This window comes from Mesorhizobium yinganensis (genome assembly GCF_040081985.1).
Classification (GTDB): Bacteria; Pseudomonadota; Alphaproteobacteria; order Rhizobiales; family Rhizobiaceae; genus Kumtagia; species Kumtagia yinganensis.
Genome location: NZ_JBEBMH010000001.1, coordinates 374,043 through 392,471 on the forward strand (window position 1 = coordinate 374,043; position 18,429 = coordinate 392,471).

The 18,429-nt window shown below is 63.5% G+C and carries 14 protein-coding genes and 1 pseudogene; 12 read left to right on the forward strand and 3 right to left on the reverse strand.

All coding sequences use genetic code 11. From position 1 onward, the window contains the following. The first annotated feature begins 14 nt into the window (after positions 1-14). The 5 genes and pseudogenes from ABMA59_RS01810 (at position 15) to ABMA59_RS01830 (ending at position 5,825) form a co-directional block, all read left to right on the forward strand. Complete coding sequence (locus tag ABMA59_RS01810) at positions 15-1,136, forward strand: sugar ABC transporter substrate-binding protein (protein ID WP_349003579.1); 1,122 nt, start codon at positions 15-17, stop codon at positions 1,134-1,136. A 42-nt stretch (positions 1,137-1,178) separates the two neighbouring features. Further along, positions 1,179-2,726: a sugar ABC transporter ATP-binding protein gene (locus ABMA59_RS01815; protein WP_349003580.1), complete on the forward strand. Its 1,548-nt coding sequence runs from the start codon at positions 1,179-1,181 to the stop codon at positions 2,724-2,726. Next, positions 2,698-3,702, forward strand: a complete 1,005-nt coding sequence (locus ABMA59_RS01820) for an ABC transporter permease (RefSeq protein ID WP_349003581.1) — start codon at positions 2,698-2,700, stop codon at positions 3,700-3,702. Before ABMA59_RS01815 ends, ABMA59_RS01820 begins: the two co-directional genes overlap by 29 nt. A gap of 69 nt (positions 3,703-3,771) precedes the next feature. Next, positions 3,772-4,470, forward strand: a pseudogene (locus ABMA59_RS01825) (SDR family NAD(P)-dependent oxidoreductase). Between the two features lie 287 nt (positions 4,471-4,757). After that, entirely contained in the window at positions 4,758-5,825 is a 1,068-nt protein-coding gene (locus tag ABMA59_RS01830; protein ID WP_349003582.1) for a LacI family DNA-binding transcriptional regulator, read from the forward strand. 56 nt (positions 5,826-5,881) lie between these two features. On the opposite strand, the gene ABMA59_RS01835 is transcribed toward ABMA59_RS01830, so the two are convergent. Both ABMA59_RS01835 and ABMA59_RS01840 read right to left on the reverse strand, forming a co-directional pair. Further along, complete coding sequence (locus ABMA59_RS01835) at positions 5,882-7,660, reverse strand: hydantoinase B/oxoprolinase family protein (RefSeq protein ID WP_349003583.1); 1,779 nt, start codon at positions 7,658-7,660, stop codon at positions 5,882-5,884. A gap of 4 nt (positions 7,661-7,664) precedes the next feature. After that, entirely contained in the window at positions 7,665-9,722 is a 2,058-nt protein-coding gene (locus tag ABMA59_RS01840) for a hydantoinase/oxoprolinase family protein (RefSeq protein ID WP_349003584.1), read from the reverse strand. 180 nt (positions 9,723-9,902) lie between these two features. On the opposite strand from ABMA59_RS01840, the gene leuC reads away from it, so the two are divergent. From leuC to ABMA59_RS01875, 7 genes are all read left to right on the forward strand, one after another. Next, on the forward strand, positions 9,903-11,330 hold the full coding sequence (gene leuC / locus ABMA59_RS01845; RefSeq protein ID WP_349003585.1) for a 3-isopropylmalate dehydratase large subunit: 1,428 nt from the start codon (positions 9,903-9,905) through the stop codon (positions 11,328-11,330). Then, positions 11,327-11,986, forward strand: coding sequence for a 3-isopropylmalate dehydratase small subunit (gene leuD / locus ABMA59_RS01850; protein WP_349003586.1), 660 nt, complete (start codon positions 11,327-11,329; stop codon positions 11,984-11,986). Before leuC ends, leuD begins: the two co-directional genes overlap by 4 nt. Next, positions 11,979-12,611: an isochorismatase family protein gene (locus tag ABMA59_RS01855; RefSeq protein ID WP_349003587.1), complete on the forward strand. Its 633-nt coding sequence runs from the start codon at positions 11,979-11,981 to the stop codon at positions 12,609-12,611. Before leuD ends, ABMA59_RS01855 begins: the two co-directional genes overlap by 8 nt. A gap of 2 nt (positions 12,612-12,613) precedes the next feature. Continuing rightward, positions 12,614-13,495 carry an isocitrate lyase/PEP mutase family protein gene (locus ABMA59_RS01860; RefSeq protein ID WP_349003588.1) on the forward strand — a complete coding sequence of 294 codons (882 nt, stop codon included), beginning with the start codon at positions 12,614-12,616 and terminating at the stop codon, positions 13,493-13,495. Continuing rightward, positions 13,495-14,442, forward strand: coding sequence for a 3-hydroxyacyl-CoA dehydrogenase NAD-binding domain-containing protein (locus ABMA59_RS01865; RefSeq protein WP_349003589.1), 948 nt, complete (start codon positions 13,495-13,497; stop codon positions 14,440-14,442). The genes ABMA59_RS01860 and ABMA59_RS01865 overlap by 1 nt, the downstream gene beginning before the upstream one ends. Positions 14,443-14,512: 70 nt before the next feature. Continuing rightward, a complete protein-coding gene (locus ABMA59_RS01870) occupies positions 14,513-16,102 on the forward strand; it encodes a GMC family oxidoreductase (RefSeq protein ID WP_349003590.1) in 1,590 nt (529 codons plus the stop codon). A 56-nt stretch (positions 16,103-16,158) separates the two neighbouring features. Then, positions 16,159-17,319: an iron-containing alcohol dehydrogenase gene (locus tag ABMA59_RS01875; RefSeq protein WP_349003591.1), complete on the forward strand. Its 1,161-nt coding sequence runs from the start codon at positions 16,159-16,161 to the stop codon at positions 17,317-17,319. A 63-nt stretch (positions 17,320-17,382) separates the two neighbouring features. Here the strand turns inward: ABMA59_RS01875 and ABMA59_RS01880 are convergent, their stop codons facing one another. Then, the gene (locus ABMA59_RS01880; protein ID WP_349003592.1) at positions 17,383-18,402 is read right to left on the reverse strand and encodes a TRAP transporter substrate-binding protein; all 1,020 of its coding nucleotides are present in this window, start codon (positions 18,400-18,402) and stop codon (positions 17,383-17,385) included. Between the last annotated feature and the right edge of the window lie 27 nt (positions 18,403-18,429).

Sequence of the window (18,429 nt, forward strand, 5' to 3'; positions counted from 1 at the left end):
TAAAGGGGAATTCCATGGCCACGCTATCGGCACGGTCGCTCATTCTTTCAGTCGCCCTGGGGCTCGTTTCGGGTATCGTTCCGGCTGCTGCCGACGAGGCCAGCGACGGCCTGGCCCGCGCGAAGGAACTCATTGAATCCTACCGCAAGACGCCCGAATACAAGCCGGGCGGCGAGGCCTTCGACATTCGCGAAGTCGCGAAGGGCAAGAAGGTGCTCTCAATCCCGAACACCAGCTCCAACCAGTTCCTCAAGGGCATCATCGCCCGCGAGATCGAGGTCGGCAAGGAGATCGGTCTCGAGGTCCGCGAATGGGAGAATCAGGGCCAGCCGAGCCAATGGGTTCAGGGCATCGAATATGCCATTGCCAACAAGTTCGACGTTGTCGATCTGATTTCGGGTGTCAACCCGGCCGTCATCGAGCCGCAGTTGCAGGCCGCCAAGGAGGCGGGCGTCAAGGTCTTCACCTCGCACTTCTATGACCCGTCGCAGCCGGCAAACCCGCTACTGGAGGGCGATCTGCCCGTCAGCTTCTACAATGCCGGCGTCATCCTGGGTAACTGGATGATCGTCCAAACGGAAGGCGCGGCCAACGCCGTCATTGTCAAGACCGAGGAGGTCCCGCCGACCGGGCCACTGGTCAAGGGCATTCACGATGCATTCGAGAAGAACTGTCCGAAATGCACGATCGTGCAGGAAATAAACGCCGGCATCACCGAATGGGGTACCAAGATCCAGCCGTCGGTTCAAGCGGCGCTGATCGCCAATCCTTCGGTAAACTACGTCATTCCGATCTACGACTCGATGAGCCAGTTCGTCGTGCCGGCAATCGAACTCACCGGCAAAGCCGACAGCGTCAAGGTCGCGACGTACAACGGCACGCCATTCGTCCTCGACTTCGTCCGTGAGGGCAAGGTCGAAATGAATATCGGCGAGAGCCTCGACTGGATCGCCCGCTCCACCATCGATGGCTACATGCGCAAGTTTGCCGGCCTTCCGATGCCGAAGGAGATCGGCAGCCCATTCTACATCTTCGAAAAGTCGAATGTGGAAAGTGCCGGCGTCCCGGCCGAGCCGAGCAAGGGCTATGGCGAGGACTATATCAAGGGCTACAACGAGACCTGGAAAGTCCAGTAGCCGGTATTTGCAGGCAAGGGCGGCTGCGTGGATAATCCGGTCATGGTCGATCCCGTCAAAGCCGCCCTGCACGTATCGAACATATCTAAGACATTCGGCGGCGCGCGCGCTCTGAAGAACGTCGAGGTGATCGTCACGGCCGGAGAGGTGCACGGCCTGCTCGGACAGAACGGCTCGGGCAAGTCGACCCTGGTAAAGGTACTGTCCGGATTTCATGCGCCTGACCCCGGCGGGTCGATCGCCGTGTTCGGCAGGCAGATGGAGCTGCCGATGCGGCCCGGCGCATTCCGCGACTACCGCATGACGTTCGTGCACCAGCACCTCGGCCTGGTCCCGTCGCTGTCCGTTCTCGAGAACATGCGGGTCGCTTCCATTACCGCCATGAAGGCCCGCATTGACTGGAAGGCCGAGCGCCGCGCCGCACAGGTGGCGCTTGACCGCTTCGGCGTTAAGCTGAGGCTGGACGCGCGGGTCGGTGCGATCTCCCAGATCGATCGTGCGCTTCTCGCCATCGTACGGGCTTCCGACGATCTGCGGGCGGCTGCGAGCGCGCCGGACGAGCATGGCATCCTCATTCTCGACGAGCCGACGCCGTTTCTGCCGCGCGAAGGCGTCGAACGCCTGTTCGAACTCGTGCGCCAGGTGGTGTCGCACGGCGACAGCGTCATTTTCATTTCGCACGACATCGATGAGGTGCGCGAGATCACCGACCGCGCCACCATCCTGCGTGACGGGGTCGTCAGCGGCGCATTGGTGACGAAGGACGCGTCGCATGACGATTTCGTCGAAGGCATCATCGGACGTCGCATAACGCGCAGCGTGACGGTCGCGCCGGCGACGTCCGGCGCCGCCAAGGCCGTTATCAGAGATATCTCGGAACCCGGCCTGACCGTTCCGTCCATAAACGTCGGACGCGGTGAGATCCTCGGCCTGACCGGCCTGATCGGTTCGGGCTACGAACGATTGCCCTACCTCGTCTTCGGGGCTACCCCGGTCAGCGGCGGCACGCTCGAGTTCGACGGCGAGACGATGCAGCTTGCGGCAATGACGCCGCGCACCGCGGTCAAGCGGGGGCTCGCGCTGCTGCCGGCCGACAGGCCCAAGGCGAGCGGCGTTTCCAGCTTGAGCATCGCCGACAACATGCTGATCCTCGATCTTGAGAGGTTCATGGGGCCGCTCGGGCTGAAGCGTCGCGCCATCGCACGAAAGGCGGCCGAGCTTTCAACCACTTACGAGGTGCGGCCGAACAATCCCGCCATGCGGCTCGGTGCTCTCAGCGGCGGCAATGCGCAGAAGGTACTGCTCGCCAAGTGGCTCATCCGCAATCCCGGCCTGCTGATGCTCGACGAACCCACTCAGGGCGTCGATGTCGGCACCCGCCAGCAGGTGTTTCAGGTCATCCGGAAAGCGGCGTCGGATGGCGCGGGCGTCATCTGCGCGAGTTCGGACTTCGAGCAACTCGCCGATCTTGCCACGCGTGTCCTCGTTTTCGCGCGCGGCAAGGTGGTCGCCGAACTGACGGGAGGCGATATAAACAAGGATTCCATCGCCGAGGCCTGCTATGGTCATACAAGCCTCCAATCCGCTTAACATACCGGTCGGCATGCAGAACTTCAGTCTCGGAAATTTCGTGGAACGCTTCGGCCTGATCGGCGTCTGGCTGTTGATCATCGTTGCATTTAGCATCGCCTTGCCGGGCATTTTCCTGTCATGGACAAATTTCTCGATCCTCTTTGCCACGCAATCGCCCGGGGCGATCCTGGCACTCGCGCTGATCATCCCGCTGGCCGCGGGCGACTACGATCTCTCCGTCGGGGCCACCCTGACCATGTCGGCGGTCACGATCGGCGTTCTCAACGTGATCTACCAGATCCCGATCGGCATTGTTGTCCCGATAGCGCTGCTGGTGGGCATCGTTGTCGGGCTCGTGAACGCGTTCTTCATCGTCTACGTCCGGATTCCATCCCTTGTCGTCACGCTTGGTACGACGTCGGTCATCACCGGCATCGTCCAGTGGATAACAAATTCATCGACCATCGGCGGCATATCGCCGACGCTGGTGAACGTCGTCTCCCGCTTCCGGCTTTTCGGCATCTCCTACGCCTTCTACTACGTGCTCCTGATCGCTCTGATCATCTGGCTGATCTTCGAGTACACGCCGCTCGGCCGCCGTATCCTGTTCGTAGGCCGCAGCCGCGAAGTGGCGCGCCTCTCCGGAATCGACGTCGGGCGCGTGCGCGTCGGCTGTCTCGTCGCCTCTGGCTGCCTCGCATCGCTTGCGGGTGTCGTCTATTCCGGACTGATCGGCGCGGCGGATCCGTTCTCGGGCTTCAACTTGCTTCTGCCTGCCTTCGCGGCGGCGTTCCTGGGGGCCACGGCTATCATTCCCGGGCGGTTCAATCCATGGGGCGCCGTCGTCGCCGTCTACTTTCTGTCGACCGGCATCACCGGGTTGACGATGCTCGGCATTCCTCTCTGGGTCACAAGTGCCTTCAATGGCGCCGCGCTGATCCTGGCGGTGACGGTTTCGCAGTTCGCGCGCGGTCGCGAGGAGACCGATTTCTGAGGACCGGCAGGTTCATTCGGGGAAGGATAGGCTTTGAATTCGACACGTTTCGACAAGCGCGTCATCGTCGTGACCGGGGCGGGCAGCGGGCTCGGGCGGGCGACTGCTGAACTCCTCGCCGCAGAGGGCGCGATTGTCGTCGGCATCGATCGCGCTTTCCCGCGGCCGGTCGGCGCTCCGCACGCCATCGAGGCGGACGTCACCTGCCTCGATCAGCTCACCGGCATAGCGCGGCGCGTCAGCACGGAGATCGGCCGCGTCGAGGGCCTGGCCACCTTCGCCGGTGTCGAGGCGCCTGGTCGCCTCGATCAGGTGGGCGAGGACGTCTGGCGCAAGGTACTTGATGTCAACGTGCTCGGTTAGGCGTATTCCGTAAAGGCGTTTCTGTTCGATCTGGAGGCCTGTGGCCGTGGGTCCGTCGTCCTCTGCTCTTCGCAGCTTTCCCTGTCCGGCGGTCGCGAATGCGTCGCCTACGCAACGTCGAAGGGGGCGATCAACGCGCTCTGCCGGAGTCTCGCCGTTGACCATGCGCGCAGTAACCTGCGTGTCAACGCGGTCGCTCCCGGCGCCACGGAAACGCCGATGATGGAGCGGGCCTTCGCCGCGGCGCCAACGGGAACGCGTGAGAAGGCGAGGGAACGTCATGCACTGGGCAGATTCGGGAAGCCGGAGGAGACGGCGGCCGTCGCGGCGTTCCTGCTCAGCGACGAGGCAGCCTTCGTGGCTGGCCAGCTCCTGGCGGTGGATGGCGGCTGGACCGCCGCTTGAAGGGACCCGCCGCGCGGCTTCCACCAGTAGTATTGCGTGGATCGGCACGCGCTCGGGTTGAGGGGTCTGCCAGTGCTCCTACGCACGCGAGCGCCGCAAAACGGTCTCAAGAGTCCCGGAATGCATGCGCATGCAAACGCCAATTGGTATCTGGAGCGAAGGCGTTCAGAAGGCGATTTTTGGCGGAACTTGTGGACTTGGGGAAGGATTGTGGTTTGCTTGCCGAACACCTTGTTGCTATCCTTCTGTCTTCGCTGCATACGGTTGCGAAACTCGGGAGTTGAAACATGCGACGTGGTTCATTCAGAACGACCTCCTTCGATGTAGCCGCTTTGGCCGGCGTGTCGCAATCCGCCGTGTCACGCGCGTTCACGCCCGGGTCCAGCATCGCTGAAGAAACGCGCGTAAAAGTTTTCGAGGCAGCGAAAAAGCTGAACTACGTTCCGAACTCGATTGCAAGCAGCCTCACAACGCATCGTTCCAACATCGTTGCCGTTCTTCTCGGCAACTTAGGAAATCCGTTCTACGTGCATGTCCTGGAGCGATTCAGCCAGGAATTGCAGAAGCAGAATCGGCACATACTGACGTTTATGCTTGGCGAGGAGATGTCGACGGACAGCGCCATAATGAAGGTGCTGCAGTATCAGGTCGATGCCGTCGTCGTCACGTCAGCCCAGCTGTCGACGCGCACGATCAGTCTTTGCCACGACCGGGGCATACCTGTTGTTCTCTTCAACCGCTACATCCCGAACAGTGGCGCGTTTGGTGTTCGCTGCGACAACGTCTATGGCGGCAGCCTTATCGCCGATGCCTTCCTCAAGGCCGGTGCGCAATCCTTCCTCATGATCACCGGCGATCCCAACGGCACAACGAGCCAGGACCGCGTGCGGGGGTTCAAGGAGCGCCTGCTCGAGTCTGGCGTCAAGCGTGACGCGATACTCGAATACGAGGGCCAGTCCAACTATGACGGCGCCAAGCGCGCCATCGACCGCTTCATGGCCGACGGCCGCAAGGTGCCGGACGCGATCTTCGGCATCAACGACATCATGGCGATGGGCGCCATGGATGCGTTGAAAGTCCAGTATGATTTGCGGGTTCCCGACGACGTCATGGTCGCCGGATTCGACGACATTCCCGAGGCCGCCCGTCTTCCCTACCGCCTGACCACCGTTCGCCAGCCGATTCGCAGAATGGTGTCGGCGACAATCGACCTGCTGCATCTCGACGATCCGAAGCGCCCGATAGAGATGGCGAGCGACACTCCGATCGTCGGCGAGTTCATCTGGCGCGATACCATTCTCGGCGACATGCCGGAAGGTGCAGTCCGATCCGTCGATGCGCAAACGGCGGGCTGAGCCCGCCGTTTCTTGGTGTCCAGGGAAGTGAACAGGGGCTCCGAAAGCCCTAATTACTATTCGGCTGCTTCCGCCAGTGGCGGGAAGTATCCGAAGCTGAACGGCTCCGGCTCGCCGCGCTTCTTCTTCATGTTGGCGCGCAACGCCTCGGTCCTGGGCATGTCCGCATTGTTGCTGCCATCCAGGATCACACCATAGTCGCGCTCGGCCTGCTCGGCGGACACGAGGTCATAGCGCACGTCGCGCGCCACGAATTCTGCCGGCCGGTCGAGCGGATCGCCCCAGCCGCCGGCCCCGGCCGTGCGGAAGATCACCTTATCGCCGGCATTCACCGCGAGGTTGTCGATCTTAGAAGGAATGCGCTCGGCCTCGCTTGCGTCCTTCTTCTGCAGCCATTTGCTCGACGTGCCGCCGTAGAGGCCGCCATTGATGCCCCATGGCGGCACCACTTCGCGGTCGTCATGGATCGACACCTTGCCCGGCTCGAGCACGCGATAGATCTTCTCGATGCCGGCTCCGCCGCGATGCAGGCCGGCGCCGCCGGAGTCCTTGATCGGGCGGTAGCCTTCGATGAGCACGGGATAGTAGTTCTCGATGTACTCGATCGGCGTCGCCGAGAACAACGGCCACCAGGCATGGCCGTCGAGACCGTCGCCGCGCGGACGCCCCGGTACCCCGCCGAACAGCAGCTCCATCAGCTGGAAGTATTTGTTGTCCTTGTCGTGGCCCGTGAAGATGAAGTGTGGGCTGGTGCCGTAGCCGGCCGCCATCGACAGGTGCGGAGCGCGCTGGCCCAGCGCGCCGGCCTGGCAGTCGAAGAAGCGCGTATGCGTGTTGAGCCGGTTCGACAGCGCCGCGGGGAAACGCGGATTGAGCAGGCTGCCCTCGGGGAGCACGATCTCGAACAGGTCGTAAAAGCCTTCGTTGAACAGGACGGAGGGGTCGAAGGCCATGATCATGTACACGCCGAAGAAGAGCTTGCAGAGCCCTTCATGGATGTGGAAGTTGATCGGGCCTTCCGCCTGGTCGTCCGTGCCGGTCCAGTCGAAGACCGCCTTGTCGCCCTTGCGGTAGATCGACAGCGTCATCTTGAACGGGCCGTTGCCGAGGCCGTCGTCGTCGACATAGTCGGTGAAGCTGACAGGCTCCTCCGAGATGTACTTGTCGATAAGGACTTTCATGGCCTCGCGGGTGCGGTCGAGAAGCATGTCGCAGGCCGACATATAGGTCTCGCGGCCGAACCGGTCGCAAAGCTCGCGGACGCGCGTCGAGGCCGTGCGGCAGCCCGCGATGAGAGCCATCAGGTCGGCGCGGTTCATGTCCGGCGTGCGGCTGTTGTTCAGCATGATGTCGAGCACGCCCTGGTTGAGCACGCCCTTGTCGTAGATGCGCACCGGAGGCACGCGCAGGCCTTCTTCCCAGATCGTGCGGGCGTCGAACGGCATCGAGCCCGGCACCTTGCCGCCGACGTCGACCATGTGGCCGAAGATCGAGGAGAAGCCGACCAGCAACTTCTCGTGGAAGATCGGCATCATCACGCACCAGTCGTTGTTGTGCGAGATCGAACCCTTGCAGGCATAGGGGTCGTTCCAGACGAAGATGTCGCCTTCGTTGATGTCGCCTTCGAACTTCTCGACGATCGCCGGGATGTAGGAACCGAACTGGCCGACGACCATGCGGCCCTTGGCGTCGCAGATCATCGGGAATTCGTCGTGCTGCTCGCGGATGACCGGCGACAGCGAGATGCGGACGACGACCCCGTCCATCTCGAAGCGGGCGTTCTTGAGCGCGTTCTCGATGATATCGAGGGTAATCGGATCGACTTTTGCAGCCATGGTCTCAGTTCCCCTTTGCGACCGGGCGGATGAGCAGGTTGCCGTGGCTGTCCACCACGGCAAAGTGATTCGGGAGCAGCACCGTCGTGGTATCGTACTGGCGGATGATCGCCGGACCGTTCACCTTGGCTCCGACCCCGAGCTTGTTGCGGTCGTAATGCGGCGCGTCGACCCAGGCGCCGTCGAAATACGCCTTCTGGGTTTCCATCAAGGCCTTCTCCGGGTCGGTCGTGGCGCGCTCGGGGATCGCCTCGTCGACCGGCGGTGTCGCACCGGTGGCGACCACGCGAAGCGCGACGAGTTCGACGGGAACGTGGAAGCGCACGCCGTAGAGGCGCTCGTGGATCGCATGGAAGTCGTTCAGCACCTTGTCGAGGCTACCGCCTTCGGCGATGAGCGCCGGCGAGACGTCCACCGTCACCTCGAATCCCTGCTGCTCGTAGCGTAGATCGAGCGAATAGGTGATGCCGCGGTCCGCCTCCTCGACTTCCTGGGCGTCGAGCCATTCGATCGCCTTGTCACGCAGCCCCGCGAAACGGGTCCAGACCTGCTTGGCGTCCATGTCGCGCGTCGTGCGGATGAAGGTCTGCACGAACTCGTTCTTGAACTCTGCCTCGAGGAAGCCGAGCGCCGAGAGCACGCCCGGATTTGCGGGCACGACCACCGGATAGCAGCCGAGCAGTTCGGCCAGGGCATTCGCGTGAAGCGGGCCTGCGCCGCCGAAGGCGACGATGCCGAACTCGCGCGGGTCGAGGCCGCGCTGGACGGTGATGACGCGCAGCGCGCCCAGCATCACCTCGTTGGCGATGTCCAGAATGCCCTTCGCGGCATCCTCGACCGACAGGCCCAGCGCATCGCCGATCTTGGCGACCGCCTTGCGGGCGCCCTCGACATCCAGCGACATGTCGCCGCCGAGCAGCACGGCGGGCAGATAGCCTAGCACGACGTTGGCGTCGCTGACCGCAGGCTCCGTACCACCGCGTCCGTAGGACACCGGGCCCGGGCGGGCGCCGGCCGAGCGGGGACCGACGCGCAGCGACTTGGTCAGGTCCGAAACCTCGGCGATCGAGCCGCCGCCGGCGCCGACCGAGCGGACGTCGAGGGTGGGAACCTTCGCCGGAAAGTAGCCGACCTCGGTCGAGCGCGAGATGGTCGGCTCGCCGTCGATGATGACCGACACGTCGGTCGAGGTGCCGCCCATGTCGAAGGCGAGCAGTTTGCTGAGGCCGGTGCGGCGCGCCACCATCACGGTGGAGGTGACGCCGCCGGCCGGGCCGGAGAGGACGGTGTGGACGGGACGGTCGGATGCCGCCTCGGCGCTCATCAGGCCGCCGTCCGAGCGCACTATATGGAGACGCGCGGTCACGCCTTCCTTCTTCAGGCGGTCCTCGATGCGAAGGAGGTAGCGCTTCATGATCGGACGCACGTAATCGTTCATCACCGTCGTGATGGTGCGGTCATATTCACGGAATTCCGGAAGGATGTCCGAGGACAGAGAGACCGGGATGTCCGGGTAACGCTTGTTGATGATGTCGCGCAGCGCCTGCTCGTGCTTGGGGTTTGCATAGGAATGCATGAGCGAAATGGTCAGCGCCTCGATGCCCGAGGAGCAAAGGTCGTCGATCAGCGCGGTGGCCTTTTCGATGTCGAGATCGCGCACGACCTCGCCACGCGCGTTCATGCGTTCAGGAATGCCGCGGGTATCGCCGAGCGACGCCAGCGGATCCGGCTTGTCCATGACGATCCAGCCGAACAGCGGCCCCGGCGTCCATGACTTGGCCAGGTGCAGTGTATATTCGAAACCTTCGGTGACCAGCAGGCCAACCCGCGCGCCTTTGCCTTCCAGCACCGCATTGGTCGCCACGGTGGTACCGTGCAGCACCAGCGAGATGTCCTGGGGCAAGATGCCGGCCTTCTCGCAGATCAGCTTCACACCAGCCGCGACGCCGATCGACTGGTCTTCCGGAGTCGATGGTGTTTTCGCTTGGTAGGTGCGCTGCGTGCGCTCGTCGTGAAGAAGCAGGTCGGTAAAAGTACCCCCCACATCGACTCCCAATCTCATCGCTCATTCCTTCATCTGGAGTTGCACGCGATTTTCGGTGCTGATAGTTATTGAATGCGCATGCAAATTGACTATAGTGCCTCGTTAATGGACGATGCAAGGCCAAAATTGAACGCGCTGCAAGTGGTTTGTGGTCGCGGCGCGATCGGGCCCACGCCCAGATTATGAATAGGAATTCGCGTGACCGGAACACCCGCAAAGGCGCTGACGCTGTATGAGAAGGTCTGGCAGAGCCACGTGGTCAAGACCTATGAGGACGGAGCCGCGCTGATCTATGTCGATCGCCATCTCGTGCAGGAGGTTTCCAGTCCGCAGGCATTCGCCGGACTGATCGAGCGCGGCCGCGCACTGCGGCGCCCCGACGCGCATATCGCGGTTGCCGACCATGCCGTTCCCACCCGCGATCGCCAGGTGACATTGCGTGAAGGGCTCGCCCGGAAGCAGGTGGCTCGGCTGGTCGCCAATTCCGAACGTTTCGACATCCCGTACATCCCGATGCGCGACCGCCGGCACGGCATCGTCCATGTCATCGGTCCAGAACTCGGCTTCACGCTGCCGGGTGTCGTGCTGGTCTGCGGGGACAGCCATACCTGCACCCATGGCGCGTTCGGCGCGATCGGCTTCGGCATCGGCGCGAGCGAATGCGAATGCGTCTTCGCCACGCAGACGCTGCGCCAGAAGCAACAGAAGACCATGCTGGTGCGATTCGAAGGCGAAAGGCCCCCCGGCGTCGAGGTCAAGGACCTGATCCTCGCGATGATCGCCCGGATAGGGGTCGGCGGCGGAATCGGGCATGCGATCGAGTATGGCGGATCGGCGGTGCGTGCGCTCTCGATGGAGCAGCGCATGACGCTCTGCAACATGTCGATCGAAGCCGGAAGCCGGGTTGGCATGGTGGCTCCGGACGAAGTCACATACGAGTTCCTCAAAGGACGGCCGCTGGCCCCGTCCGGAGGTGAATGGGAGCGCGCCGTCGCCTATTGGCGCACGCTGCCGAGTGATGCCGGTGCGGCATACGACCGCGAGATCGTCATCGATGTGACGACGCTCGCGCCGTTCGTTTCCTGGGGCACGACGCCCGAGGAGGCGCTGCCGATCACGTCACGCGTGCCGGATCCGGCGGCCGAACCGGATATCAAGCGCCGTGCCAAACTGCAGCGCGGACTCGACTATATGGATCTTGAGCCGGGTACACCGCTCTCGGACATCAAGATCGACCGCGTCTTCATTGGCTCCTGCACGAATGGCCGGATCGAGGATCTGCGTCTCGCCGCAGCGATCGTCGCCGGCCGCCGTGTCGCCCCCAATGTCGCGGCCATCGTCGTTCCGGGGTCTGCGGCGGTGCGCATCCAGGCGGAGCAGGAGGGTCTCGACAAGGTATTCCTCGATGCCGGTTTCGAGTGGCGGGAATCCGGCTGCTCGATGTGTGTTGCGATGAACGACGATCGGCTTGCCGAAGGCGAGCGCTGCGCGTCGACATCCAACCGGAACTTCGAAGGTCGGCAAGGCAAAGGCGGACGCACTCACCTGATGAGCCCGTCCATGGCCGCCGCCGCCGCCCTCACGGGCAGACTTACCGATGTACGCGAATTCCCGGCGGCCCAGTGACTCCATTCAGTTCAATCACCAGCGTAGCGGCAGTCCTCGAGGAAGACGATGTCGATACGGACATCATCTTCCCCGCCCGCTTCCTCCTGCTGCTCGACAAGGCGGGGCTCGGCAAGCACGCCTTCCATGAGCGGCGTCACGCCCGGGCAGGCACAAACCAGCCTTTCGTATTCGACGTCGCTCCGTTCGACAAGGCGAGGATTCTGATCGCCGGGCGCAACTTCGGCACCGGATCGAGTCGCGAGCAGGCGGTCTGGGCGCTTGTGGACTTCGGCATACGCTGCATCATCGCGTCGAGTTTCGGCGAGATATTCTATGCCAACTGCTTCAAGAATGGCGTCCTGCCTGTGCTGAGGACGGCGGAGGAGATTGCCGAGCTCCAGGCCGCGGGCAGGGCCGGCGAGGAGATTGCGGTCGATCTCGTCAATCAGACGATCAGCTCGGCAAGTGGGCTGGCGCAGGCATTCGACATCGATTCGTTCCGCAAGGACGCGCTTTTGCAGGGGCTCGACGAAATTGGCTCCATCCATGTTCACGACATGGACGATATAATCGCCTTCGAGGCGCGCCAGCGTGCGGGAAGCCCATGGCTTTACCTCGACGGTCGAAAGCAGTCGTTCTTCGACGATCTGGATGAGGAGAAAGCGCTTGAGTGAAGAGACCCTGGACGACAACTACAAGCGCGCCTTCGGCAAGCGCATCGGGTTCGGCAAGAAGCCGGCGCTGATCCTCATCGACCTGGTCGAGGCCTATTTCAGCCCGTCCTGTGGTCTATACGCCGGGGTCGAGGACACGCTGGCTTCGGCCCTGCGTCTCCAGGCGGCCGCGCGCGCTGCCGGCGTGCCGGTCATCTATACCAATGTCGTCTACAACAAGTCCGCGCTCAACGGAGGCCGCTTCTATCAGAAGTCGATGACGCTCCATAACTTCATCGAAGGCAACCCGATGGGCGCATGGGCGAAGGGCCTGGTGCCGGCCGACGATGAACTGGTCATCTCCAAGCAGTATCCGAGCGCCTTTTTCGGCACGTCGCTCGCCTCTACGCTGACGACGATCGGTGTCGATACGCTTATCCATACCGGCGTCTCGACCAGCGGCTGCGTGCGCGCCACATGCGTCGACAGCTGCTCGTACGGTTTCATTCCGATCATCGTCCGCGAAGCGGTCGGCGACCGCCACCAGGCGCCGCACGAGGCCAACCTGTTCGACATGGACGCCAAATATGGCGATGTCGTCAGCGAGGCCGAAGTCATTTCATACCTGCAGAAACTGGAAAGTTGATAATGGCCAAGGCTAATCTCAAGTCCGTCCTCGCATCGGGCCAATTCGTCGCCGCACCCGGCATCCACGACATGATTACGGCGGTCGTGTCGAATTCCGTCGGCTTCGATTTCGTGTACGCGTCCGGCTACTGGATGACGGCTTCCACCCACGGAATTCCGGATGCCGGCATCGCCACCTACACGCAGATGGTGGACCGCGTCCGTACGCTCTGCTCCAAGGTCAATGCCGGCGTCATCGCCGATGCTGACACCGGCTATGGCGGCCTGCTCAACGTCCATCATACGGTGCGCGGCTACGAAGAAGCCGGCGTGGTCGCCATCCAGATCGAGGATCAGGAGTTTCCGAAGAAGTGCGGACACACTCCCTTCAAGCGCGTCGTTCCGACGATCGACATGGTCGAGAAGATCAAGGTCGCGGTCGAGGCGCGCCGCAGTCCCGACACGCTGATCATCGCGCGCACCGACGCGCGCCAGGTCGAAGGTTTTGAAGGCGCGGTCACGCGCATGCAGGCCTATAGCGAAGCCGGGGCGGACATCCTCTTCCTCGAGGCGCTTGAGAGCGACGACGAGATGCGCGAAGGCAACCGCCGCTTGAACAAGCCGACCTTCGCCAACATGGCGGATGGCGGCCTGACGCCTATCAAGTCGGCCAAGGAGCTGCAGGAACTCGGCTACGCCATGGCGATCTTCCCGTCGATCACCGGCCTCGCCGCAGCGCATGCGGCGTTCAATGCGCTGACCGTGCTGAAGGCGGAAGGCTCGTCGAAGTCTCCGAACATCCAGCTTTTCCCGTTCAAGGAATTCAACGAGCTGATCGGCTTCCCCGAAGTATGGGATTTCGAACGAAAATGGGCTCGCGACGAGATCAAGGCGGCTGAATAATGGCCAGGATAGCGTGCATCGGTGCAGGTCTGGTCGGCAGCGCCTGGGCGACGGTGTTCGCGCGGGGCGGCCACGACGTGTCCGTCTTCGACAGCGCCGGCGGCGGCGCCGAGGAGCGCGGTCTCCAGGCGGTTGCCCGTACGCTCGAAATCCTTGACCGGAACGGCTTTCTTCGCGAGCCGGCCGAGACGATCCGCCGGCGCGTCACCTTCACGGCGACGCTGCCGGAGGCAGTGGCGGGCGTCGTCCATGTCCAGGAGTCGGTGAAGGAGGACGTTGCGGTAAAGCAATCGATCTTCGCCGAGATCGCCGAGCATGCGCCGGCGGATGCGGTGCTCGCTTCCTCCACGTCGGCGATCATGGGTTCGCGGTTTCTCGACGTGGCATCCCCGGAGCGCGCGTTGGTGGTGCATCCGGTCAACCCGCCATCCTTGATCCCGCTGGTGGAAATCTGCGGGACGCCTGCGACGTCGCAGGCAACTGTGGACCGCACGGTCGAGCTGATGCGGTCGGTCGGAATGAAACCCGTTGTCCTGCGCAAGGAGATCGAAGGGTTCCTGCTCAATCGCTTACAATACACGCTCGTTGCCGAAGCCATGCACCTCGTAGGCGAGGGCTATTGCACCGCCGAGGACATCGACAGCGTGGTGCGCGATGGGCTGGCCATGCGCTGGTCGACGATCGGACCGTTCGAGGTCGCGCACCTCAATTCGCCGGAAGGTTTCTCCGGATTCGTCCACCATCTCGGCGACATGATGCGGGAGATGGGCCGCGGCGCCCGCACCGACTATCCCTGGACGGACGAGATGGCCGAAGGGATCCACGAGCAGATCGCGGGGCGGGTCGCCATGTCGATGCTCACGCGGCGTCAGGCGTGGCGCGACGAGAACATCCTCGCGACGCGCCGGGTTCAGGATGAGGCTGCTGCGCGCTGGGAGGGGCCGTGACAGCCGAGGCGCTGTAGGCTCCCGCAGGTGGTTTGCCCGGCACAGTCGGCCGGGACGAAGGGTGGAAGACATGAGTCGGGACTACATCATCATCGGCTCCGGCTCGTCCGGTTCGGTGCTCGCCAATCGCCTGAGCACGAATCCGAAACACAAGGTGCTGCTGCTCGAAGCGGGAGGTTCGGACAACCACATCCGTTACAAGCTTCCGGCGCTCTGTGCTTCCTGCATGGGGAATCCGCAAGCGGACTGGATGTTCAAGTCCGAGCCCGACCCGACCCGCAACGGCAAGCAGGACATGCTGTCCCGCGGCAAGGTGCTTGGCGGCTCCAGCTCCATCAACGGCATCATCTACGTTCGCGGCAACCGCGGCGACTACGACCACTGGGCCCAGCTCGGCAATCGCGGCTGGGACTACGACACGATGCTCGACTATTTCCGCAAGATCGAGCAGAACCGCGACGGCACCACCGACGTCTACGGCAAGGACGGCCCGGTCGTTGTCAGCCAGCTGCGCGGTGTGCCGCTGATGACCCGCGTCTTCGTGGATGCCATGGCCGAGATCGGCTACCCGCGCAATCCCTCGCACAATGCCGAGCCGACGGACGGCGCCTCGATCGCCCATGCGACGCATCATATGGGCATTCGCTGGAGCGCCGCACGCGGATATTTACACCCGATCCGTGACCGCAAGAACCTGACGATCCTGACGGGCGCCAACGCGCGCCGCGTCCTCTTCGAGGGCAAGCGCGCCGTCGGCGTGGAGTTCGAGCACAAGGGCGCAGTGAAGACGGAACGCTGCGACGGCGAGGTCATCGTCAGCGCCAGCGTCTTCAATTCGCCCAAGCTGCTGATGCTGTCGGGCATTGGGGCGGCCTCTGAGCTGCAGGAACTGGACATACCTGTCGTCCACGACCTCCCCGGCGTCGGGAAGAACCTGCACGACCATCCCGCGACCTACGTCAAGGCGCTGGTCAACCAGCGCACGACGAACCAGGATTTCAACTTCCTCGGACGGCTGAAGCACGGCCTGAAATTCCTCACCACGCTGTCCGGTCCGGCGACCTTCCTGCAGTCGGGCGTCGCCTTCGTGAAGTCGCGGCCGGAACTGGAATACCCCGACATCCAGTTCCATTTCGGCGCCTACGCCTACGAACTGACGCCGGACGGTTTCCGCATGCTCGACGTTCCGGGCGTGACGCTGCAGCCGAACGTCAACCGCACCCGCAGCCGCGGCTACATGAAGCTGCGTTCCAGCGACGCCGCGACCGCGCCGCTGATCCAGATGAACATGCTCAGCGATCCGCACGACGTCGAAACATTGGTGGCCGGTACGCGCATCGCGCGGCGCGCGCTGGCGACGAAGGCTTTCGCCCCGTATCTCGTCCGTGAGTTCGCGCCGGGCCCGGAACTGGAGACCGACGAACAGCTGGCCGCCTACACGCGCGATGTCGCCGGGCACGTCTACCACGCCTGCGGAACCTGCAAGATGGGGGTCGATCCAATGGCGGTGGTCGATCCGCAGCTGCGGGTCCATGGAATGGAGCGTCTGCGCGTTGTGGACAGCTCGATTATACCGCAGATACCGAGCGGCAACCTGAACGCCATCAGCATGGCGATCGGCGAGAAGGGATCAGACTTGATCCTGGCGGACGCCCGCTAGCCGCTCCAGCAGGTACGCACACTCGCCAGGACACGCCTCAGCGCCGGGGGACTCTCATGACACCTTTTGCATTCAATACGACCAAGTCGATTCTCTTCGGACCCGGAACCTCCGCGGAACTGGGCGCCAGGGCCGGTGCGGTCCTCGGCGGCAGGACGCTGCTGGTCACCGATCCCGGCATCCGAAAGCTCGGCCTCGCCGAAAAGGCGATCGCTTCCCTGCAGGCAACCGGCGCGGAAATCCTCGTCTTCGACGCCGTGGAAGCCGACCCGTCCCGAACGACGCTGATGAATGCGGTCGATGCGGGCCGGTCGCTGGGCGCTACCGGAGTGATCGGATTCGGCGGCGGCTCGTCGCTCGATGTCGCCAAACTCGCCGCGCTCCTTCTCGGCTCCGGCGAGGATCTCGACGGCGCCTGGGGCGTCGCCCAGGCGAAAGGGCCGCGCCTGCCGCTCGTCCTGGTGCCGACGACCGCCGGAACCGGTTCCGAGGTGACGCCCGTGTCCATCATCACGGTGGGCGGAGACGAGAAGCGTGGTGTCTCCAGCCCAGTGATCCTCCCCGACATCGCCGTGCTCGACGCGGAACTGACATTGGGCCTGCCTGCCCATATCACGGCCGCGACCGGCGTCGACGCGATGGTGCACGCAATCGAGGCCTATGCCTCGAAGAACGCGAACAACAACCCGTTGTCGAAAATGCTGGCCCGGGAAGCGCTGCGGCTGCTTGGCGCCAACATCGAGAAGGCCGTGTTCGAGGGCAGCGACATCGAAGCCCGCGGTGCGATGCTGCTCGGCTCGATGCTGGCAGGACAGGCCTTCGCCAACTCGCCCGTCGCGGCCGTCCATGCGCTCGCCTATCCGCTCGGCGGATTCTTCCACGTCCCGCACGGGCTATCGAATGCGCTCGTGCTACCGCACGTATTGCGGTTCAATGCGCCGCGCGCTTCGATGCTTTATGCCGAGATCGCGGCGGACGCGTTCCCGTCACTGGCAAGCGAGACAGATGCCGAGACGCGCGCCGCAGCATTCGTCGATGCACTCGCCGACCTGTCCAAGCGCCTGGGGATGCAGACCACCCTGCGCGAGGTGAACATACGTGAGGCCGACCTGGCCGACCTCGCGGCGAATGCGATGAAGCAGCAGCGCCTGCTGGTGAACAATCCGCGCGATGTCACGCAGGACGACGCTCTGGCGATCTATCGGGCTGCGCTGTAACCCGGACAGCGACCGGCATTGCAACGGTCGCCGTTCAGGGCGACCGTTGGCCTTTCCATCGGACTACTTGGCCGTCATCTTCTCGTAGGCGACCTTGCAGACGTCGCCGCAGCGGCTGAGCCACCCGGGAACCACTGCTTTCTCGAACGCCTCCTTCTGAAGCGACAAGTCCGCCTCGTTCGGCGTGACGATGGTCTGGTTTGCCGGTTCACCCAGAGAACAGGGGCCGGCGCCATTGCAGGCGATGCCCTCGCGGTCCTCGCGGCGGTTCTGCGCCCACATTTCGGCGGAGAGAGCGGTCACCTCCTTGGTCAGGAATTCTTGCACCTTCGGGTCGAGGCCGTCCCACCATGCCTGATTTGCGGCCGTCGCCCCCGCGCCGAAGTTGATAGGCATGTCGAACACGTATTTGGAGCCTTCGTACCAGCGCGCCGTGTAACCGCCGACCGTGCTGGTGATGGCGCAGTCGATGACGCCCTGCTCGAGCGCCTGCTGAACCTCGCCGAACGGCATGTTGACCGGTGCGCCGCCGAGATAGGCGATGAAGTCCGACTGCGATGCACCCGAGGTGCGGACGCGCTTGCCCTTCAGGTCGGCGAGACGCTCGACGGGAACCCGGCAATACGTCACTTGGCTCTGATAGGACTGCAGCGACATCAGATGGATGCCGAGCTTTTCCTTGTAGTATTGCGCGAGCACCGGGAAGAACGCCTTGGACGCCGCCTCGAACTCGTCGTAGTTCGACGACATGCCAGCGAGGTCGTTGCCATCGTTGATCGGATCGTGGCCGGAGTGGTGGCCCAGCTGCGCCGTTGTGATGTTCATCACGCCGTCCGACAGCATGCCCAGCATTTCCGGACCCTTGAGCCCGAGCTCGTTCATCGGACGGAAGCGCGTGGTGATCTTGCCGTCGGACAGCTCGGTGATCTTCTGCGTCCAGAAAGGCGTCTCCAGTAGCTTGCTCTGGGTGGTCGTGCCGAGATTGCCCACGACGTTGATCTGGGTCTCGGGCAGCTCCTGAGCGGATGCACCCGTGAGCGCTCCGGCGACAAAAAGGGCACTGAGTGAAAGCGTTTTCTTCATGACATTCCCCTTGGTTGAATTTCTGTC